General features: G+C 70.3%; 14 protein-coding genes. 6 read left to right on the top strand and 8 right to left on the bottom strand.

The window, feature by feature from the left end; translation table 11 throughout:
• Positions 1 to 267: 267 nt before the first annotated feature.
• Complete coding sequence (locus ABZU75_RS38060; RefSeq protein WP_355565508.1) at positions 268 to 1,641, top strand: NADP-dependent succinic semialdehyde dehydrogenase; 1,374 nt, start codon at positions 268 to 270, stop codon at positions 1,639 to 1,641.
• A 28-nt stretch (positions 1,642 to 1,669) separates the two neighbouring features.
• On the opposite strand, the gene ABZU75_RS38065 is transcribed toward ABZU75_RS38060, so the two are convergent.
• The 8 genes from ABZU75_RS38065 to ABZU75_RS38100 form a co-directional block, all read right to left on the bottom strand.
• A complete protein-coding gene (locus tag ABZU75_RS38065; RefSeq protein ID WP_355565511.1) occupies positions 1,670 to 3,169 on the bottom strand; it encodes a wax ester/triacylglycerol synthase family O-acyltransferase in 1,500 nt (499 codons plus the stop codon).
• Between the two features lie 266 nt (positions 3,170 to 3,435).
• Positions 3,436 to 4,677 carry a sulfite oxidase gene (locus tag ABZU75_RS38070; protein ID WP_355565514.1) on the bottom strand — a complete coding sequence of 414 codons (1,242 nt, stop codon included), beginning with the start codon at positions 4,675 to 4,677 and terminating at the stop codon, positions 3,436 to 3,438.
• 90 nt (positions 4,678 to 4,767) lie between these two features.
• Entirely contained in the window at positions 4,768 to 6,453 is a 1,686-nt protein-coding gene (gene polX / locus ABZU75_RS38075) for a DNA polymerase/3'-5' exonuclease PolX (protein ID WP_355565517.1), read from the bottom strand.
• A 67-nt stretch (positions 6,454 to 6,520) separates the two neighbouring features.
• Complete coding sequence (locus ABZU75_RS38080; RefSeq protein WP_355565520.1) at positions 6,521 to 7,189, bottom strand: cupin domain-containing protein; 669 nt, start codon at positions 7,187 to 7,189, stop codon at positions 6,521 to 6,523.
• Between the two features lie 18 nt (positions 7,190 to 7,207).
• Positions 7,208 to 8,047 carry a PmoA family protein gene (locus ABZU75_RS38085; RefSeq protein ID WP_355565523.1) on the bottom strand — a complete coding sequence of 280 codons (840 nt, stop codon included), beginning with the start codon at positions 8,045 to 8,047 and terminating at the stop codon, positions 7,208 to 7,210.
• Entirely contained in the window at positions 8,038 to 9,069 is a 1,032-nt protein-coding gene (locus ABZU75_RS38090) for a Gfo/Idh/MocA family oxidoreductase (RefSeq protein ID WP_355565526.1), read from the bottom strand. The genes ABZU75_RS38085 and ABZU75_RS38090 overlap by 10 nt, the downstream gene beginning before the upstream one ends.
• Positions 9,070 to 9,112: 43 nt before the next feature.
• Positions 9,113 to 10,384, bottom strand: coding sequence for a glycoside hydrolase (locus ABZU75_RS38095; RefSeq protein ID WP_355565529.1), 1,272 nt, complete (start codon positions 10,382 to 10,384; stop codon positions 9,113 to 9,115).
• A 178-nt stretch (positions 10,385 to 10,562) separates the two neighbouring features.
• Positions 10,563 to 11,576: a LacI family DNA-binding transcriptional regulator gene (locus tag ABZU75_RS38100; protein WP_350928793.1), complete on the bottom strand. Its 1,014-nt coding sequence runs from the start codon at positions 11,574 to 11,576 to the stop codon at positions 10,563 to 10,565.
• A 178-nt stretch (positions 11,577 to 11,754) separates the two neighbouring features.
• Between ABZU75_RS38100 and ABZU75_RS38105 the strand changes: the two genes are divergently transcribed.
• The 5 genes from ABZU75_RS38105 (at position 11,755) to ABZU75_RS38125 (ending at position 19,513) form a co-directional block, all read left to right on the top strand.
• Positions 11,755 to 13,050: an extracellular solute-binding protein gene (locus tag ABZU75_RS38105; RefSeq protein WP_355565532.1), complete on the top strand. Its 1,296-nt coding sequence runs from the start codon at positions 11,755 to 11,757 to the stop codon at positions 13,048 to 13,050.
• Between the two features lie 82 nt (positions 13,051 to 13,132).
• On the top strand, positions 13,133 to 14,107 hold the full coding sequence (locus ABZU75_RS38110; protein ID WP_051751874.1) for a sugar ABC transporter permease: 975 nt from the start codon (positions 13,133 to 13,135) through the stop codon (positions 14,105 to 14,107).
• Positions 14,104 to 14,928: a carbohydrate ABC transporter permease gene (locus ABZU75_RS38115; RefSeq protein WP_355565534.1), complete on the top strand. Its 825-nt coding sequence runs from the start codon at positions 14,104 to 14,106 to the stop codon at positions 14,926 to 14,928. Before ABZU75_RS38110 ends, ABZU75_RS38115 begins: the two co-directional genes overlap by 4 nt.
• A gap of 49 nt (positions 14,929 to 14,977) precedes the next feature.
• Positions 14,978 to 16,414 (top strand): cellulase family glycosylhydrolase, encoded by a 1,437-nt coding sequence (locus ABZU75_RS38120; RefSeq protein WP_355565537.1) that lies wholly within the window; start codon positions 14,978 to 14,980, stop codon positions 16,412 to 16,414.
• A gap of 141 nt (positions 16,415 to 16,555) precedes the next feature.
• On the top strand, positions 16,556 to 19,513 hold the full coding sequence (locus ABZU75_RS38125) for an endo-1,4-beta-xylanase (protein WP_355565540.1): 2,958 nt from the start codon (positions 16,556 to 16,558) through the stop codon (positions 19,511 to 19,513).
• The last annotated feature ends 107 nt before the right edge of the window (positions 19,514 to 19,620 follow it).

Genomic DNA, 19,620 nt, shown 5'->3' on the forward strand with positions numbered 1-19,620 from the left:
CTCACAGGACACCGCCCAGGAGCCCCTGCCGCCGGTCGAGCAGCACAACCGATCACGTATCAGGCTCCAGCGCGGGCTCTGACCAGCCCTATTAGTCCTTTCCGGTTTACTTGGTCTGCCCCCCTTCCGGCTCCTCTCACCGACCGTGAGGACGAATATTGGACATAAGGGGGCATAAAGGAAGAGGGGAAGGTCGCCCGAACGCTTCGCCGTCCGGCGGCGATGTTTCTCCGGGAGGCAGCGACGGCGATTCTCCGGGAGGCACCGATGGCGATCGCGACGATCAACCCGGCCACGGGCGAGACCGTCAGGACGTTCGACCCGATCCGCGAGGAGGAGGTGGAACGGCGGGTGGCACTCGCCGCCTCCGCGTTCCACGACTACCGGACGGTCGACTTCAAGCAGCGGGCGGCCTGGATGCACGCCGCCGCCGGCCTGCTCCGGGCCGAGCAGGACCGGCTGGCACGGCTGGTGACCACCGAGATGGGCAAGACGCTGGCCGCCGCCCACTGCGAGGTGGACATGTGCGTGCGGGAGATGCGCTTCTTCGCCGACCACGCCGAGGAGTTCCTCGCGGACGAGTCGGCGGACGGGCCCGCCGTGGGCGCGCGGCAGGCGTACGTGCGCTACCAGCCGCTGGGCCCCGTCCTCGGGATCACCTCATGGGACTTCCCCCTCTGGCAGGTGGTCAGGTCTGCCGCGCCCGCCCTGATGGCGGGCAACGTCTGCCTGTTCAAGCACGCGCCGAACGTGCCGCAGACGGCGCTGCAGCTGGGCGGGCTGTTCGCCAGGGCCGGTTTTCCCGAGGGATGCGCGCAGGTCCTGCTGATCGAGCCCGAGCAGGTCGAGCCGTTGCTGCGCGATCGGCGCGTGGCGGCCGTCACCCTCACCGGGGCCGATCAGGAGGGGCGCCCGGTCGCCGCGATCGCGGGCTGGGAGATCAAGAAGACGGTCCTGGAGCTGGGCGGCTCCGACCCCTACGTCGTCATGCCCTCCGCCGACCTGGACGAGGCCGCCGCCGTCGGGGTCACCTCGCGGGTGTGCAACAACGGCCAGTCCTCCGTCGCGGCCAAGCGGTTCATCGTGCACGAGGAGGTCTACGACGACTTCGCCGGGCTGTTCGTGGCGCTGATGGAGTCGCTGCGGCTCGGCGACCCCGCGGACGAGGCGACGGACGTGGGACCGCTCGCCACCCGGCAGGGCCGCGACCACGTCGAGTCACAGGTCGCCAACGCCGCGGGGCTCGGCGCCCGGGTGCTCTGCGGGGGAGTGAGCCCGGATCGGCCCGGCTGGTTCTACGAACCGACCGTGATCACCGGCATCACCTCCGAGATGCGGGTGTTCCACGAGGAGGTCCGCGGCCCGGTGGCCGCGCTGTACCGGGTCGCGGACATCGACGAGGCGATCGCCCTGGCCAACGCGACCCCCTTCGGGCTCGCCGCCGCCGTCTGGAGCGGCGACGTGGCGGAGCAGGAACGCCTCGTCTCCGAGATCGAGGCCGGCATGGTGTACGTCAACGGGATGGTCTCCGCCTACCCGCAACTGCCGTTCGGCGGTGTCAAGAGCTCCGGGTACGGGCGCGGGCTGTCGGCGTACGGCATCCGTGAGTTCTGCGACGCCAAGACCGTCTGGATCGGCTGATCGCCCGCCGCGCCTCGGTGCGGGGCCTTCAGGCGGGCACCATCTGCCTGGCCGGGAGGCTGTCCACCGGGTTGAGCCGCCCGGCGGGCTCGATCTGCTCCATCAGCTCGTCCATGGCCTCCTGCAGGTGGCCCATGAGCCGCCACACGTCGGCCACCCGGTCCGGGCAGGACAGGATGCCGAAGTCGAGCGAGCCGTCGTAGGAGAAGCAGGTGATGTTGACCCCGCCGCTCACGTCGGTCAGCACGGACATGGGGTGGTAGGCGAGCACCCTGGCCCCGCACAGGTACAGCGGGAGCTGCGGTCCCGGCACGTTCGAGACGATCAGATTGATCGGCGGCAGCATGATCGAGGCCAGCCGGAACACCGTGGAGGTCGCCAGCGCGGTGACGGCCGCGGGCAGCATCGACGACAGCTCGCCCAGCCAGCCGGTGGGGGAGCCGGCGAACCGCCGCTTGGCGGTGTGCATCGTCCGCGCCATGACGCGCAGGCGCTCGCGGGGACAGGCCAGGTCGGTCGGGATGGGGGTGACCATGACGGAGATCTGGTTGCCGACCACGTCCTGGGCGCTCGCGGTGCGGACCGCGACCGGGACCGCGGCGATCAGCGGCCGGTCGGGCAGCGCGTCGCGCTCATGTAGCCAGGCGCGCAGCGCCGAGGCGCACAGCGTCATGACCACGTCGTTGACGCTGGCCCCCGAGCTCCTGGCCACCCGTTTGACGTCCGCCAGCGGGATCGACCCGTAGGAGAAGCGCCGCTCGGGGCCGATCGGGCCGTTGAACGGTGTGCGCGGCGCCGTCAGCACGGGCAGCTCCGGCAACTCCCGCACCCTCCCGGTGATCACCCGGGTGGCGGCGGCCACCTGCCGGGCGCCCGGCAGCGCCGAGGCCAGTGGCATCGTGTCGAGTTCGGTCGCCATGCGACCCAGCGAGTAGAGCGTTCTGGCGGGCTGCATCACCGACCTGGCCACGGCCCCGGCGAGCATGCCCGCCAGACCGGGGGCGGTGGTCCGCGGCGTGGGCGCGGGCCGCTCGACGACGCGGGGCTCGGGCGTCAGATCCAGCAGCGCGGCGAGTGTCTCCGCTCCCGAGACCCCGTCGATGGCGCAGTGGTGGACCTTGGCGTACAGGGCGACCCGGCCGCCGGTCAGTCCCTGGATGAGATGCATCTCCCAGAGCGGGCGGCCCCGGTCGAGGCGCCGCTCGTGGATCCGGGCCACCTCCTCGGCGAGCTGGGCGTCGTCGCCCGGCGCGGCCAGGGTCACCTCGTGGACGTGGCCGGCGACGTCGAGATCGGGGTCTTCCGTCCAGTACGGCCGGTCGAGGTCGAACGGCACGGTGGCCAGGCGGAGCCTCAGCGCCGGGGCCAGGTGCACCCGCTCGTGGAGTAGTCCGATCAGGCACTCGCGGGTGACGGCCCCCGCCCGGGAGCAGGCGGGGTCGAGGATGGCAAGCCCTGCGACGTGGGCCGCCGTGGTCGCCGATTCTGCGTGAAGGAACTGCGCGTCGAGCGCGGTCAGCTGGCGCATCGGTCGAGCCTCCTGGCGGAAGATGGGAGAACACGTATTGCCATCATCAGGTCGGCACGTTTCCCTCTCGTTTCCTCCGTGGGACCTCGGATGTCTTTCCGGCGAGGTCTGGAGGCCCAGCCGATCATCGCGTTCGGTAACATTCCCATTTCGCTCGGTAGTCACGCCTGCCGGATGGAGGTGTCCCGGCGATTCTTTCCGAAGGTGATACTCGGGTGCGGGCATCCGGAGCCGTGGGCGGGCCGTTCGGCTGGACGGGGCCCCGGTCACCCGCTCACGACGGTCACGGGGTGGCGGACGACGGCGTCGAAGAGGTAGCCGAAGTCGTTGTGCGTGGTGTGCGACGGCTGGACCGCGCCGGTCTCGTCGGTGGCGCGGGCGAGCAGGAAGTGCCGGCCGGTCTCCGCGGGTTTCCAGGTGACCTGCCAGCGGGTCCAGGTGGATGCCACGTGCGGTCCGCGCAGCGGAGCGCGCTGCCAGGTGGCGCCGTCGTCCAGGCTCACCTCCACGTCGGCGATCCGGCCGTTGCCCGACCAGGACCGTCCGCGCAGCAAGTAGGGGCGCCCGGCGACCAGAGTGGCGTTCCAGGGCAGCTCGAAGGCGCTCCTGACGCCCTGCGTGGTCAGCGGGGCGCCGCCCTGCGGCGGGTAGGCGTCGCCGAACATCCGGTAGAACTCGGTGTTCCAGGGTGAGGACAGCGGCGAGGTGGACACCTCGATGTCGCCGACCCACTTGACCGAGGCCAGGCCGATCCAGCCGGGGACGATCAGCCGCACGGGGTGGCCGTGGTCGGGTGGGAGCGGCTCGTCGTTCATCTCGTAGGCGAGGATGACGTCCCGCAGCGCCTTGGCCACCGGGATCGGGCGGCGTACCCGGCCGTAGTCGACCCCGTCGGCCACATAGGCGGGGTCGAGTCCGCGGGCCATGACGTCGACGGCGTCGGTGGTGATCCCGGACCGTTCCAATACCGTGGCCAGCGGCACCCCGCGCCAGCGGGCCACTCCGATGCCGCCGAGCCGCCACGGGGTGCCGGTGACCTCCTGGTGCTGCTGGGTGGTGAAGAGGCTCCGCCCGTTGCCCGCGCACTCGATCGCCACGTCGCGCGTCACCGAGGGCATCGCGAGTAGTTCCTGGTAGCCGAAACTCCGGGGGGCGCTCAGGCCCGTGCCGTGCAGCCGCAGCCGCCAGGTGGCCGCGTCGATGATCGGGGTGGAGGTGTGGTTGCGGACGAAGAACCGGTCGTTGGGCACATGGAACCCGATGTCGCCCATGGCGTCCCAGCGCATCTCGGCATTGGTCTCGTGCTCGACGAACAGCTCCGGCGGCAGCGGCTTGACGATCCCCGTGGCGGACGGATCGTCGTTCGAGGCCCCGCTGTCGCCGCCCCGGTCATCGAGGGTCCTGCCGTCGACGGTGGCCAGCCGGAGCCGGTCGGGGGCCTCCCGCGGCAGCTGCCCGGCTCGGGTGCGCTGATGGACGGCCTCGTCGTCGAGGTTCTCGTACGGCATCCGGCGCCACTCCTCTCTACACCTATTTCCTACCAGTAAACTATGCAATACACGATGGGGCCCACGTCCTTGCCGCTCTCAATCATCCCCTCAACGACCGAGGAAAGCCAGCAACCGCTCCAGGGGCCAGGTGTTTATCACATCGTCGCCGGTGAGCCAGCCGCGCTGGGCGACACCGATGCCGAACCGCTGGTTGTCGAGATGGGGAACCGCGTGGGCGTCGCTGTCGATGGAGAATTTCACGCCGTGGTGTTGCGCCAGCCGCACCAGGTCCGAGGGGAGGTCGGAGCGGTCGGGGAAGGAGTCGATCTCCATCGCGGTGCCGGTGCGGGCCGCGGCGCGAAACACCTCGTCCCAGTCGGCGTCCACCGGCCCCCGGGCGCCGATCCTGCGGGTGGTCGGGTGGCCGATGATGTGCACGTGGGGGTTCTCGCACGCGGTGACGAGGCGCCGGGTCATCTCCTCGCGTGACTGGGTGAAGTGCGAGTGGACGCTGGCCACGCACACGTCGAAGCCCGCCAGCACCTCGGCCGGCCAGTCGACCGAGCCGTCGGGGGCGATGTTCAGCTCGCTGCCGTGCAGCAGCCGCATCTTCGGATATCTCTCCTGCAGCCGGTGCAGCCGCTCGCGCTGCTCCAGGGCCGCCTCCAGCGTCATCCGCTGCATCGCCAGGTCGGGCGCGTGGTCGGTCACCGCGTAGTAGGAGTAGCCGCGAGCGTGGGCGGCGGCGACCATGTCCTCCAGCGAGGCGATCCCATCGGTCAGGTCGGTGTGGGTGTGCAGGTCGCCCCGCAGATCCTCCAGGGCGACCAGCTTGGGCAGCTCACCGGCGAGCGCGGCGGCGATCTCACCGGTGTCCTCGCGCAGGGTCGGCGGGATCCACTCCATGCCGAACGCCTCGAAGACCTCCTCCTCGGTCGCGGCCGCGATCACTCGCTCCCCCTCGAAAAGGCCGTACTCCGACAGCTTCCAGCCCTTCTTCACCGTGATCTCCCGCAGGTGCACCGTGTGCTCCTTGGAACCGGTGAAGTACATCAGCGCGGCGCCCCACGACTCGGCGGGGACCAGGCGCAGGTCGACCTGGACACCCTGGGCGGTGCGGATCGAGGTCTTCTTGTCGCCCGAGGCGATGACCTCCGCGACGTAGGGCTGGGCCTTGAAGTCGTCCATCAGCGACTCGGGGCCGACCGCGAGGACGTCGACGTCGCCGATGGTGTCCTTCATCCGGCGCAGCGACCCGGCGTAGGCGATCCGCTCGGCACCCGGCAGCGAGGCGATGACCCGCTCCGCCAGGTCCATGGCGGCTCCGATGTGCATCCTGGCGCTGTTCTCCGCCAGGTTCTCGACCCCCTTGAGCAGGTTTTCCACGGTCTTGGCGCCGAAGCCCCTGACGCCCTCGAGACGCCCCTCTCCGATGGCCTTCGCCAGGGCCTCGGGGGAGTCGATGCCCAGCTCCTGGTAGAGGAAGACCGCCTTCTTCGGCCCGAGCGAGGCCACCCGGGTCAGCCGCCGCACTCCCTGGGGAACCTTTCCTCGCAGGTCGTCGAGCTGCCGGAAGCTGCCCCGCTCCAGGTATTCCTCGACCTTCTTGGCGATCGCCTCGCCCACCCCCGGCACGCTTCGCACGGGCACGGCCGTGATGTCCTCGGGAGAGCCCGCGATCGCCTTGGCGGCCTTCTGGTAACTGCGGACCCGGAACGCGTCGCCGCCGGTCATCGCGAACAGCTCGGCGTACTCCTCCAGAGCGGCCGCGACGTCGTCGTTAGCTCGTGCCATGGGGCCAGCCTAGAAGATCGCACCGACAGTTCCCGCTCCCGGCGGTCCGCCGCGCCCGCCGCCGGCCTCAGGCCCCGTCCCGATCGGGAAGGTCCGCCGGATAGGTCAGCAGGTGGCCGCACATGCCGTCGCGGGGTACGGAGGGCATCCGGGTGACCGCCGCCTCGCGCAGGTGGGCCAGGTCGCCGGCGCGGAGCGCGGCCAGCCGGGCGCCCGTCGTCTGCGCCGCGCGCAGCGGGCCCTGGCGCCAGCGGGACTCGAAGGCGTCCAGGTGGGGGCCGACGAGGTCGGCGGCGGCCGCAAGGAAGGCGGCGAAACCGGGGCGGCCCGCGGCACGGAGCCGCAGGAACCCCTCGACGGCCAGGTCGCGGCGCTCGCGCGGGGCCGAGCGCGCGGCCCCGGCGTAGCCGGCCGGATCGGCGAGGACGTCGGGGGGGAAGGTCAGGACGGCGTCGCCGGCCTCGGGCAGGCCGCTGTTCTGCATGAGGACCACGATGCGCAGGTCACCGCCGTTGACCAGGCGATGGACGGTGCCCGGGGTGAACCAGACGACGGAGCCGGGGGCCAGCGCCGTCTCCTGGTAACCGTCCCAGGTCAGGGTCTGCACGCTGCCGGAACCGGCCACCACGGCGTACGCCTCGGCACACAGGGTGTGCAGGTGCGGCGAGCCACCGCGCAGGCCGTCGGCGGCGGGCCAGTCGTAGACGGTCAGATCGCTCACGCCGGTACCGAACACGGGTGCTCCCTGGGTCTCTCACGCCGGTGCCGGACACGGGTGCCTTTGGACGTACGCCTCCAGCCGGGGGCGGTCCCACGCGCCGGTGGCCACGACCATCCGGTAGCGCAGCCGCAGCGTCGCGCCGGGCGGCAGGATCAGTTCGCGATAAAACGCGATGGACGGGTTGACCGCCGCGAACGGCGTGGTGCGGACGAACCAGACGGTGGGCCGGGCGCTCTGGAACAGCAGGGTGGAGGAGCGGTCGACCTCGTCGTGGGTGCCGCCGTAGGCCAGCCACGCCGACTCCCGGCCCATCATCTCCGGTCCCTCGCCGCCCTCGGCGATCACCCGGCCGTGCTCGAAGGAGCGGGGCCCGCGCCAGAACAGGCCGCAGTACCCGGCCATCGGGCGGCCGGAGGTGGTGGGACTGCCGAAGACCAGGTCCCTTCCGCGTACGTTGGTGATCGCGGTGGACAGCTCCAGCGCCCACGAGTCGTCGCAGACGTCGCCGACCTCGAAGGTCCTCACCTCGTCCACCCAGTGCTCGCCGCCCTGGGTGTGCCAGGTCAGCCGCTCCACGCCGGGGGCGAGGAACTCCTCGTGCCGCATGGTCCCGTTGTTCGGCAGGTCCACGTATCCGGCGGCCGCGCGAACGTAGCTGCCGCCGCCCCAGAAGTTCTCCCCCGACAGGTCCGAGACGGTCAGCTGCAGGCCCCGGTGCCAGCGGTGGTCGTGCGGGCGGTAGGCGCTGACCACGTCGCCCGCCAGGGTCCTGATCGGGTGGAAGTAGGGCTTGGGCGATTCGAACACCGGCGTTTCCGGCCGGTGGACGTAGCGCAGGATCTCGACGCCGCGCTCGGTGAAGGTCAGCTCCATGCGCGTCCGTCCAGGCGGTGGTAGAAGGGGTGATCGGGGGTGAGATCGGTGCGGAGCACGGGCCGGCCGGTGAACGCCGAGGCGTACAGGCCGGTGATCAGTTCGAGCGACCGGCGCCCCTCGGGACCGCTCATGGGCGGGCGCTCGCCGCGCTCGTAGGCGTCCAGCAGCTCCGCCAGCTGCGCCTCGTGCGAGCTCGGCAGGTCGGTCGGCGGGTTCCAGCGCGCCGAGGTGGACCTCCAGTCGGCGTTGCGGTAGCCGTACAGGTGGCGCAACTCCACCGTCGCCTCGGCGTAGTCGAAGCGCAGGTAGCTCTCCTGGCGCCGGGACAGCACGCTGTTGACCACCGAGGCCATGGCTCCGGAGGCGAAGCGGACGGCGGCCATCGAGACGTCCTCGGTTTCGATCCGGCGGTCCAGCGTGCCGGTCATCGCGCGGATCTCCGACCAGTCGCCCAGGATCGACAGCATGAGGTCCATCTGGTGGATGCCGTGACCCATGGTGGGGCCGCCGCCCTCGGTCTCCCAGCGGCCGCGCCAGGGCGCCTCGAAGTAGGCGTGGTCGCGGTACCAGGCGGTCACGCAGAGCGCGACGAGCGGTCGGCCCAGCTCGGGGGCGAGGGCGCGCAGGTGGCGCGCGCCGGAGCCGAACCGGTGCTGGGAGACCACCGAGGCGTAGCCGGGCCCCTCGGCCGAGGTGATCAGGTCGTACTCGGCCAGCGACCGGCAGGCGGGTTTCTCGATCCACACCCAGGCGCCGGCCTTCAGGCAGGCCCTCGCCTGGGCGGCGTGCAGGTGCGGCGGGGTGCACAGGTGGACGAGGTCGGGCCGCTCGGCGTCGAGCATCGCCTCCAGGGAGGGGTACGCCCGCGGGATCGCGTGCTCGGCGCAGAACGCCCTGACCCGCGCCTCGTCGATGTCCGCGGCGGCCACCACCCGCGCCCGGTGCGACTGGGTGCGCAGCGCGGGCAGATGGCAGATCCCCGCGATGCCGCCGGTGCCCACGACCGCCACCCGGATCATCCGCGTCCCTTCCGCGTGACGGCCGTCTCCGGCACGGGGCGCGTCAACGTACGACGACCGTGGTCAGGCAACGCGGGGGAAGGGTGAGGGTCCGGTCCGGCCGCAGACCCGCGAGCGGCGTGGCCGCGAGTGAGTGGTCGCCGTCGGTCAGGTAGGAGGTGGCCCGGCCCGCCCGGGTCGTGATCCTGGTGGAGACGGGGACGGTGGCGGTGTTGAGGATCTCCACGACCTCCGAGCCCCCGGCGTTGCGGAAGGCGGTGACCTTCAGCGCCGGGTCGGCGGCCGTGACGGCGAGCCGGACCGCGCCCGGCCGGATGAAGCGGCTGTAGGCGGCCAGTGCCCACAGGCGCTTGGAGACGTGGTAGGTCGAGGCGGCCTCGTCGATCTGGATCAGGCCCCGGGTGGCACCGCGCGAGGCGCCGAACCAGAAGACGTAGCCGTTCGCCTTGCCCAGGGTGAGCGAGTCGTGGATCTGCTGGGCGACCGCGAGGCCGTCGTAGCCGCTGCCGTCGTCCCAGGCCTCGTTCCAGGTGCTTCCGTTGGGCGACCACTCCGACATCCAGACCGGCCGGCCGGTGGGCAGCGGGCCGTCCACCGGGCTGACGTAGGGATGGCCGGCGTGTGTGGCGACCCACCGCCGCGCGGCGGGGTCGGCCTCGATGGCGCGGGTGTACTCGCGCTGCTCGGACCAGCCGGCGGCGTCGCAGCAGATCACCTTGAGGCCGGCGCGGGCCGCCGTGGGGCCGAGGACCTTGACGAACTCGGCGGCCTGGCTCGGGGTGAAGCGCATCGAGGCGTACGAGACGGTGAGGTCGGGCTCGTTGGTGAACCCGAGGTCGGTGATCTTGATGCCCTCACGGGCGTAGAACCTCGCGTACTGGACCAGGTAGTCGGCGTATGCCTGCCGCCACGCCGGGAGCAGGGTGCCGCCGTTGCTGTCGGAACCGTTGTCCTTCATGTAGCCCGGGGCGCTCCAGGCGTCGGCGTAGAAACGGCTCACGCCGTAGCGTTTGGCCTCCTTGGCCAGCCAGACCTGGCCGCCGTCCTCGCCGTCCCAGAGGTACTTCGGCGGCGCGTCCGGGCCGCCGGGGTCCTCGGGCTGGATGGAGGTCATCAGGTCGTACGGGCTGCCGGCCGGGGAGGAGCCGATTCCCAGGCGCAGGATGCTGAGCCCGGCGCCCTTCTCCGGGCTCAGCCAGAGGTCGAGGATCTCCCGCTGCTTGGCGGCGGGCAGCGCGCGGACCAGTTCGTTGCGCCGGAAGGCCTGGGAGAAGCCGAAGCCGTCGATCCGCTGGAGAACGCCGTGCTGATCCACCCGAATCGGGGAAGCGCTTTCCTTGATGGCGGGGCTAAGTCCGAGAAGGGGGAGCAGGAGGATCGGTGTCAGTAGTGCCCTGTGACGTCGTGACATGCGGGAACCCGCTTTCCGAAAGTTTCACAAGATTACCGAGACTTTTCGTGTCGATCACCGTAAATGTTTCGGAGGGCGGCAGTCAACAGCCGTCAGGGCGGGCGGTGCTGTCGCGGACCACGAGGTCGGTGGCCAGCTCCACCCGCCGGGGCTCGTGCCCGCCGCGGTCGAGGCCGAGCACCATCCGGGTGGCCAGCGCGGCCATCTCCTGGAGCGGCTGGCGCACGGTGGTCAGCGGCGGCCAGGCGGAACGTGCCAAAGGCAGGTCGTCGAAGCCCACCACCGACAGGTCCTCCGGCACCCGCAGGCCACGCTGCCTGGCCGCCTCGAAGACGCCGAACGCCTGCATGTCACTGCCGGCGAAGATCGCGGTGGGCGGGTCCGCCGCCGACAGCAGCGCGTGGCCCAGGTCGCGGCCCGAGCCGACCAGGAAGTCGCCATACCCGATGAGCGAGGGGTCCACCGCGATCCCCGCGGTCTCCAGTGCGGCGCGGTAGCCGTCGATGCGGGCCCGGCTGCACAGCATGCCGGCCGGGCCGCCGATCATCCCGATCCGGCGGTGGCCCAGCTCCAGCAGGTGACGGGTCGCGGCCAGGCCGCCGTTCCAGTTGGTGGCGCCGACCGAGGCGACTCCCGGCGGCGGCTCGCCCTCCGGATCCACCACCACGAAGGGGATGGACCTGGCGGCCAGCTGGCCATGCTGGGCGGCGCTGATCCGCGAGCCGATCAGGATGGCCCCGTCGGTGCGCCGGGTGGCGATCCGCTCCACCCAGTCCCTGCCCGGGCCCGCGTGGCTGTGCAGTACCGAGACGACCACGCCGGCGTCGACCTCGCGGGCCGCGGTCTCCACGCCGCGCACCAGTTCCATCGCCCACGGGCTCTCGATCTCGGTGAAGACCAGATCCACCAGGCCGACGGGCTCGTCGCCCTGGCCGGTCCTGCGTATGTAGCCGTGCTTGTGCAGCAGGCGCTCGATCCGCTGCCTGGTCTCGGAGGCGACCTCGGGCCGCCCGTTGATGACTTTCGAGACCGTGGGCGCGGAGACCCCGGCCTCCTCGGCGATCAGGGCGATCGTCACCCGCCTCTTGGATGGCATGCGGCGAATACTAACCGAAAACTTTCGGAGACCCGTAAGGGGGCCGTCTCCGTCGCTGTTCGAGCTCGCTACCACGGCGGCTATTGACGCGTAACCGACAGTTTACCTATCCTCCGGGTCACGAAATATTCGGGGAACCTATGAAATTTTTCAGACCCACTCCCGAAAGGGGAACCCCATGCTGAGTCGGCGAGGCGTGGTGGCGCTGGCGGCATCGATGGTGCTTCTTGGAGCCTGCGGCACGAGCGGAGACGACAACGGGTCGAAACCGGGCGCGAGCGCCGGCTCGGAGAAGGTCACCTTCGAGTTCTGGAACCTGGCGACGGCCGAACCGCTCAAGTCCTTCTGGGCTGACCTCATCAAGGAGTACCAGGCGGCCCACCCGAATGTGACGATCAAGAACGTCGGCATCGAGAACGACTCCTACAAGCCGAAGCTCGCCACCCTCACCCAGTCGGGGAAGGCGCCCGACCTCTACTCCACCTGGGGTGGCGGCGTCCTGAAGCAGCACATCGAGGCGGGCCTGGTGAAGGACCTGACGTCGGAGGCCGGTGACATCCTCGGCAACTTCACCCCGGCCTCCCTGGCCGCCTACCAGTTCGACGGGAAGACCTACGGGCTGCCCACCGACATCGGCATGGTCGGCTTCTGGTACAACAAGTCGATCTTCACCAAGGCCGGCGTCTCCACTCCGCCCGCCACCTGGACCGAGTTCCTGGACGCGGTGAAGAAGATCAAGGCGACCGGGACCACCCCGATAGCCCTCGCCGGCAAGGCCAAGTGGCCGGGCCACTACTACTGGGCCTACCTGGCCATGCGGGTGGCGGGCCTGGACGCGCTCAGTCAGGCCGGCACCACCAACGACTTCACCGGCCCCGACTTCGTCGCCGCCGGGCAGCGGCTCAAGGAACTCGTCGACCTCCAGCCGTTCCAGAAGGGCTTCCTCAACGCCGACTACTCCACCCCCGACGGGCAGGCCGCGACCGTGAGCAACGGCAAGGCCGCCATGGAACTGATGGGCCAGTGGGCGCCGTCCGTGCAGAAGGATTCCGGCAAGGGCCTCGGGGACGACCTCGGGTTCTTCACCTTCCCGTCCGTGGACGGGGGCAAGGGCTCCGCGGGCGACGCGTTCGGCGGCGGTGGCGGCCTGGCCGTGGGCGTCAACGCCCCGCCCGCCGCGCTGGACTTCCTGAAGTTCGCGCTCAAGCAGGAGAACCACTCCAAGGCGGTCGCCGCGGGAGGCGTGCTCCCCGTGCTCAAGGGCGAGGAGTCGGCTGTCACCGACCCCAACATCAAGGTGGTCTCCGACGCCCTGTCGGCCGCGACCGGCTTCCAGCTCTACCTCGACCAGGCGTACCCGCCGGCCGTCGGCCAGGAGGTCAACGACGCCGTGGCCGAGCTGATCGCGGGCAAGAAGACGCCGGAGGAGGTCGTCAAGGTCATCACCGAGACGGCGAAGTCGGAGTCGGAGTAGCCGTCCGGATGAAGGTGACAGAGCCGATCGAGGCCAGGAAACCGACGGTGAGCACGGTGAAGGGGCGAGGTCGGTGACGACGATGACCGGGCCGGACGCACGTCCGGCCCCTCCCGGAGGAAGACCCGCCGAGCGGCGAGGACGGCGCGAGGGGCGGCGCCGGGGAAGCGGCTGGATCACCGCGATCCTGTTCGTGCTCCCCGCCCTGGTCCTGTTCACCCTGCTGGTGCTGACGCCGATCCTGGTCGCCGGTTACACCAGCCTCCACAAATGGAACGGCATCGGGCCGCCGAGCGACTTCATCGGTCTGGACAACTTCACCCGGCTGCTGAACAGCGACATCTTCATCGGCGACCTGCAAAACGGCGGCATCCTGGTCGTGCTCTCCCTGGTGGTGCAGCTGCCGCTCTCGCTGGGCCTGGCGGTGATGCTGAACCAGCGGATCCGGGGGCGCGCCCTCTACCGGCTGCTGTTCTTCGCGCCGTACATGCTCTCCGAGGCGATCACCGGCGTGCTGTTCTCGCTGATCCTCTCGCCCGAGGCGGGGCTGGCCAACCGGCTGCTGACCTCCTGGGGGCTGGAGCCGTGGAGCTGGCTGTCGGAGCCGGACACCGTGCTGTTCTCGATCTTCCTGGTGATCACCTGGAAGTACTTCGGATTCCACATGATCATCTATCTGGCCGGGCTGCAGGGCATCCCCAAGGAGTTGCACGAGGCGGCCAGGATCGACGGCGCCGGTGGCTGGAAGGTGTTCCGGCACGTCACCCTGCCGCTGCTCGGCCCCACCATCAGGGTCAGCGTGTTCCTGTCCGTCATCGGCACGATCCAGCTCTTCGACCTGGTCTGGATCCTCACCGGCGGCGGCCCCTCGCACGCCTCGGAGACCATGGCCGTCAGCATGTTCGAATACGGTTTCAAACGGACCCAGATCGGTTACTCCAGCGCGATCAGCGTCGCCATGTTCCTGATCAGCCTCGTCTTCGCCCTCGGCTACCAGCGGTTCGTGCTGCGCCGGGACCTGGAGGGGGCCAGTACCACGATGGGAGACCACCGATGATCGCCCGGTTCCGGACGGCCCCGATCCACGTGATCGTCTGGGTGGCGGCGGTCTTCATCGTCGTCCCCTTCGTGTACGGCCTGTTCGGTGGTTTCAAGATCACCGCCCAGCTGTCGGAGAACCCGCTCGGCCTGCCCTCCCCATGGGTCACCGAGAACTACACCGACGTGATCACCACCGGCGCGTTCTGGCGCCAGCTCCTCAACAGCCTGCTCATCGCGGTGGCGACCACCGTGCTGGTGGTGTTCCTGTCGGCGATGGCGGCCTTCGCCTTCGCCCGGTTCGCCTTCCGCGGCCGCGAGTTCCTGTTCACGCTGTTCGCCATCGGGCTGATGTTCCCGTTCGCGGTGGCGATCCTGCCGCTGTTCATCCTGCTGCGCACCTTCGGCCTGCTGGACAACCCGCTCGGGGTGATCCTGCCGCAGGCCGCGTTCGGGCTGCCGCTGACGATCATCATCCTGCGCACCTTCTTCCGGTCCATCCCCAACGAGGTCGAGGAGGCCGCCACCCTCGACGGCTGCACCCCCTTCGGGTTCTTCTGGCGGGTGCTGCTGCCGATGGCCAGGCCCGCCCTGGCCACCGTCTCGGTGCTGGCGATCGTGGCGAGCTGGAACAACTTCTTCCTCCCGCTGGTGGTCTTCAACGACCCGAACCTGTGGACGCTGCCACTGGGCGTCCAGCAGTTCCAGGGGGAGTACGCGGCGGACACGGCCAAGATCCTGGCCTACGTCATCGTCTCCATGGTCCCGGCCCTGGCCTTCTACGCGGTCGCCGAGCGCCAGCTGATCAGCGGCCTCACCGCGGGCGCCACCAAGGGCTGAGCCGGGACCTCATCGCTGTGTCGAACGACCGTTGTGGAGAGTGAGAAACATGACCCTGAGTGTCGCCGGATCCCGTCTCGTCGATTCGGCCGGCACCCCGGTACGGCTGCGCGGAGTAGGCCTCGGGGGCTGGCTGAACATGGAGAACTTCATCACCGGATATCCGGCCAACGAGGCCACGATGCGCGCCGCGGTCCGGGAGGTGCTCGGCGACGACCGGGCCGAGCTGTTCTTCGACCGCCTGCTCACCTCGTTCTTCGGCGCGGACGACGCCTCGCTCCTCGCCGGTCTCGGCGTCAACTGCGTCCGGATCCCGATCAACTACCGCCACCTGGAGTCCGACGACCGCCCCTTCGAGATCATCGAGCAGGGCTTCCGCCACCTCGACCGGGTGATCGGCCTGCTCGCCGAGCGCGGCATCTACAGCGTCATCGACCTGCACGCCCTGCCCGGCGCGCAGAACCAGCACTGGCACTCCGACAATCCCACGCATATAGCCTCCTTCTGGCAGCACCGGCACTTCCAGGACCGCGTCGTCCACCTGTGGGAGGCCGTAGCCGACCGCTACCGGGACAACCCGTGGGTGGTCGGCTACAACCCGATCAACGAGCCCGGCGACTCCAGCGGGCAGGTGGTCGGCCCCTTCTACGACCGCCTGGTCAAGGCGGTCCGCGCCGTCGACCCCGGACACGTACTGTTCCTGGACGGCAACACCTACTCCACCGATTTCTCGATCTTCCGCGAGGTGTACGAGAACACGGTATTCGTCTGCCACGACTACGCCCTGGCCGGCTTCGCACACGGCGGCCCCTACCCCGGCCACACCCGCGGCGAGTGGGTGGACCGGGCCCAGCTGGAGAAATCCTTCGAGCGGCGGACCGTCTTCCAGCGTGAGACGGGCACCCCCCTGTGGGTCGGCGAGTTCGGCCCCGTCTACACCGGCGACGCGGAGATCGACCGGCAGCGCTACCAGATCCTCCGCGACCAGCTGGAGATCTTCGACTCCTACCAGGCCGGCTGGTCGCTGTGGACCTACAAGGACGTCGGGCTGCAGGGCCTGGTCAGCGCGGGTGAACCGTACATGAGCCGGTTCGGTGACTTCATCGCCAAGAAGGGACGGCTGGGCGCGGACCGGTGGGGCTCGACGATGGAGGAGTCGGCGAGTGAGCTGGCGCCGCTGCACCGGCTGATGGAGACCGAGTTCCCCTCCTGGAACCCCTACCCGTGGGGTGCCCGCTACCAGACCGACGACCTGATCCGGCACATCCTCATCGCGCAGGCCCTGGTCCCCGAGTACGCCGAACTGCTGCGAGGCTGCTCCGACGAGGAACTGACCGCCCTCGCCGACTCCTTCGCGCTCACCCGCTGCGTCCGGCGGCAGCCGCTGCTGAACCTGCTCGCCGAGAACCTGCGCGCCGAGAACCCGCTCGCCGAGAACCCGCGAGGCGAGAACCGGCAGGGTGAGAACCCGGGCGGCGACGTCTGAGGAAACCGCACGGCGACCCCGTACGGCGATGCTTGACGGAGCCGTACGGTGGTGGCGCCTGAGGACCCGCGCGGCGACGCCCGGCAGATCCCGCTGTCCCACCGGCACCCCACTCCTACCTGACCGAGGAGCCCAGGAGAGATGCGCACCCCCCGGCCGCGAACAGCGGTCCTGGCCCTGTTGTCCCTCGCACTGTCATTCCTGGCAGGCGCGTCAACCGTCCCCGCCGCGCACGCGGCCGCCGCCACCATCGCCACCTACGACTTCGAGTCCGGCACGCAGGGCTGGGAACCCCGGGGATCCGGGGTCTCGGTCACCGCGACCACGGACTCCGCACACGGCGGAACCCGGTCCCTGCTCACCACCGGCCGCAGTGCGACCTGGCACGGAGCGGCCGTGACCCCGCCCTTCGAGAAGGGCATCGGCTACCAGGTGACCGCGTGGGCGCGGGCCGTCGCCGGTCAGCCGTCCTCGACGGTCGCGCTCACCATGCAGCGCACCCCGGCAGGTGGCACGACGGTCTACGAGCGGGTCGCGGCGGCCACCGTCACCGACTCCGAGTGGGTCCGGCTGTCCGGCACCTACACCTACGCGGCCGACTCGGCCCTGTCGCTGTACGCGGAGAGCTCGGGTGAGACCGTCGCCTTCCAGCTCGACGACATCGTGGTCACCGCCGACACCGACCCCACCCGGTCCGGCCTGACCAGCGACTTCGAGACCGGCACCGCGCAGGAGTGGACCGCGCGTGGCGGCGCCACCCTGACCCCGGGAGAGGGCTTCGCGCACACCGGGGCCTACGGCCTGGGCGTGACGAACCGGCAGGCCTCCTGGGACGGTCCCGCACGGACCGTCCTCGGCAAGATGGCCAAGGGATCGAAGTACGACCTGTCGGTGTGGGTGCGCACCGACAGCGCCCAGAGCCTGGGCCTGTCCGTCGAACGGAGGCTGGACGGCACCCCCGCCTACGAGCGGGTGGCCGCACCCAGGGCATTGGCCGCCGGCGAGTGGACCAGGCTCGCGGGCACCTACACCCTGGCCCACGACGTGGACTTCCTGAGCGTCTACATCGAGTCGGCCGCGGGGACGGAGCCGTTCGCCATCGACGACTTCCAGCTGGCCCATGTCGAACCCAAGCCCATCCAGACCGACATTCCCTCGCTGAAGGACAGCTTGCCGTTCACCGTCGGCGCGGCCTTCTACCGGGGCGCCACCCTGGGCGAGCACGCCAAGCTGATCACCAAGCACTACCAGAGCGTCACCCCCGGCAACAGCCTCAAATGGGACGCCACCGAGCCCGCCGAGGGCGACTTCACCTTCGCCGACGGCGACTACCTGGTCGACTGGGCGACCACCAACGGCCTGGAGTTCCGCGGTCACACCCTGGTGTGGCACAGCCAGACCCCCGGCTGGGTGTTCGAGGGCGCCACCAAGGAGATCCTGCTCCAGCGGATGGAGAACCACATCCGCGCCGTGATGGGCCGCTACAAGGGCAGGATCGGCACCTGGGACGTGGTCAACGAGGTCATCGACGAGAACCGGCCGGACGGGCTGCGCCGCTCCCCATGGTTCGAGATCGCCGGCCTCGACTACATCAGGACCGCCTTCCGGGTGGCCCGCGAGGTGGACCCGGACGCGACGCTCGTCATCAACGACTACAACACCGAGTTCCCGCGCAAGCGGCAGGCGCTCTACGACCTGGTCAAGAAGCTGCGCGCCGAGGGCGTCCCGATCGACGCGGTTGGTCACCAGCTGCACGTCAACGTCGAGCAGCCGCCCACCTCGTTCATCGAGGACACGATCGAGAAGTTCGCCGGACTCGGCGTCGAACAGCAGGTCACCGAGCTGGACGTGAGCGTCTACACCGACTTCGTGACCTCCTACGACACGGTGCCCGCCGAGATCCTGGCCCTGCAGGGCCACCGGTACCGGGAGATCTTCGACGTCTTCCGGCGGCAGGCGGACCACCTGTCGTCGGTGACGATCTGGGGCGTCGCCGACGACGCGACCTGGCTGTCGTCCTTCCCGATCACCCGGACCAACCCGCCACTGCCGTTCGACGACGAGCTCCAGGCCAAGCCCGCGTACTGGGGCATCGCCGACCCCGGCAGGCTGCCCCCGCTGACCCGGAGCCTGAACGCGCCCGCGGGCACGGTCAGGGTGGACGGCAAGCGGGACGACGAGTGGAACCTGCTGCCCGACGCCCCCATCGCCAGGATCGGCGACCTGTCCGCCGGCTGGCAGGCGCGCACCACACCCGCCGGCCTGTACGTACTGGCCGAGGTCAACGATCCGACCGACAACAAGAACGACACGGTCACCCTCACCGTGGGCGGCACGCCGTACCGGATCCAGCGAGGTGGCACGCACGCCCACGGTTTCAGGGCGCACACCAAGAAGACCGCCACCGGCTACCGGGTGGAGGCGCTGCTCCCCTCGGGGACGGCCACCGGCGTCAAGGTCGTCGTGGCCGACGCGGATGGTCAGCAGATCTCCTGGGCGGGTGAGCTGACCCCCATCCCGGCGATCAGGACGACCCGCGCGCCGAAGAGGACCCCGGTGGTGGACGGCATCGTGGACGCCGCGTGGAACCAGGCGCCGGAGATAACCACCGGCACCCGGATCCAGGGCACCTCGGGGGCGACCGCCAAGGTGCGGGCGATGTGGAACTCCGGCACCCTCTACGTGCTGGCCCGCGTCACCGACCCCGAGCTCAGCGAGGAGTCGCCCAACGCCTGGGAGCAGGACTCCGTCGAGATCTTCGTGGACCCGCAGAACAACAAGACCAAGGGCTACGACGATGACGACGGCCAGTACCGGATCAGCTTCACCGGCAGGCAGACCGTCGGCGGCACCTTCGACGCCTTCGCGGTCAAGGAGAACCTGACCGGCGCGGCCACCCGCGTCCCCGGCGGCTACGTGGTCGAGGCGGCGATCAGGCTGCCCACGGTCACCCTGGCCAAGGACGCCCTGCTCGGCTTCGACATCCAGGTCAACGACGCCGTCGGCGCCACCCGCGCGGCCGCCGCGACCTGGAACGACCCGACCGGGCGCGGCTACGTCGACACGTCGAGGTGGGGGGTGCTCCAGCTCGTCAAGTAGGCCCGCCCCGGGGATCGGGCCATCCCCGGTGAGCGGGTATCCTCCGCTCAGTACGGTGTCCCGCGTCAGCAGGACTCCGGCGATCTTAAGGGGGTGGGTCCGGTCCC

This window comes from Streptosporangium sp. NPDC005286 (assembly GCF_040607515.1).
Lineage (GTDB): Bacteria > Actinomycetota > Actinomycetes > Streptosporangiales > Streptosporangiaceae > Streptosporangium.

Bases quoted from the DNA above. Each gene is read 5' to 3' on its own strand.
- ABZU75_RS38060 (WP_355565508.1), top strand. From the start codon at position 268: ATGGCGATCGCGACGATCAACCCGGCCACGGGCGAGACCGTCAGGACG.
- ABZU75_RS38065 (WP_355565511.1), bottom strand. From the start codon at position 3,169: ATGCGCCAGCTGACCGCGCTCGACGCGCAGTTCCTTCACGCAGAATCG.
- ABZU75_RS38070 (WP_355565514.1), bottom strand. From the start codon at position 4,677: ATGCCGTACGAGAACCTCGACGACGAGGCCGTCCATCAGCGCACCCGA.
- polX (WP_355565517.1), bottom strand. From the start codon at position 6,453: ATGGCACGAGCTAACGACGACGTCGCGGCCGCTCTGGAGGAGTACGCC.
- ABZU75_RS38085 (WP_355565523.1), bottom strand. From the start codon at position 8,047: ATGGAGCTGACCTTCACCGAGCGCGGCGTCGAGATCCTGCGCTACGTC.
- ABZU75_RS38090 (WP_355565526.1), bottom strand. From the start codon at position 9,069: ATGATCCGGGTGGCGGTCGTGGGCACCGGCGGCATCGCGGGGATCTGC.
- ABZU75_RS38100 (WP_350928793.1), bottom strand. From the start codon at position 11,576: ATGCCATCCAAGAGGCGGGTGACGATCGCCCTGATCGCCGAGGAGGCC.
- ABZU75_RS38105 (WP_355565532.1), top strand. From the start codon at position 11,755: ATGCTGAGTCGGCGAGGCGTGGTGGCGCTGGCGGCATCGATGGTGCTT.
- ABZU75_RS38110 (WP_051751874.1), top strand. From the start codon at position 13,133: ATGACCGGGCCGGACGCACGTCCGGCCCCTCCCGGAGGAAGACCCGCC.
- ABZU75_RS38115 (WP_355565534.1), top strand. From the start codon at position 14,104: ATGATCGCCCGGTTCCGGACGGCCCCGATCCACGTGATCGTCTGGGTG.
- ABZU75_RS38120 (WP_355565537.1), top strand. From the start codon at position 14,978: ATGACCCTGAGTGTCGCCGGATCCCGTCTCGTCGATTCGGCCGGCACC.
- ABZU75_RS38125 (WP_355565540.1), top strand. From the start codon at position 16,556: ATGCGCACCCCCCGGCCGCGAACAGCGGTCCTGGCCCTGTTGTCCCTC.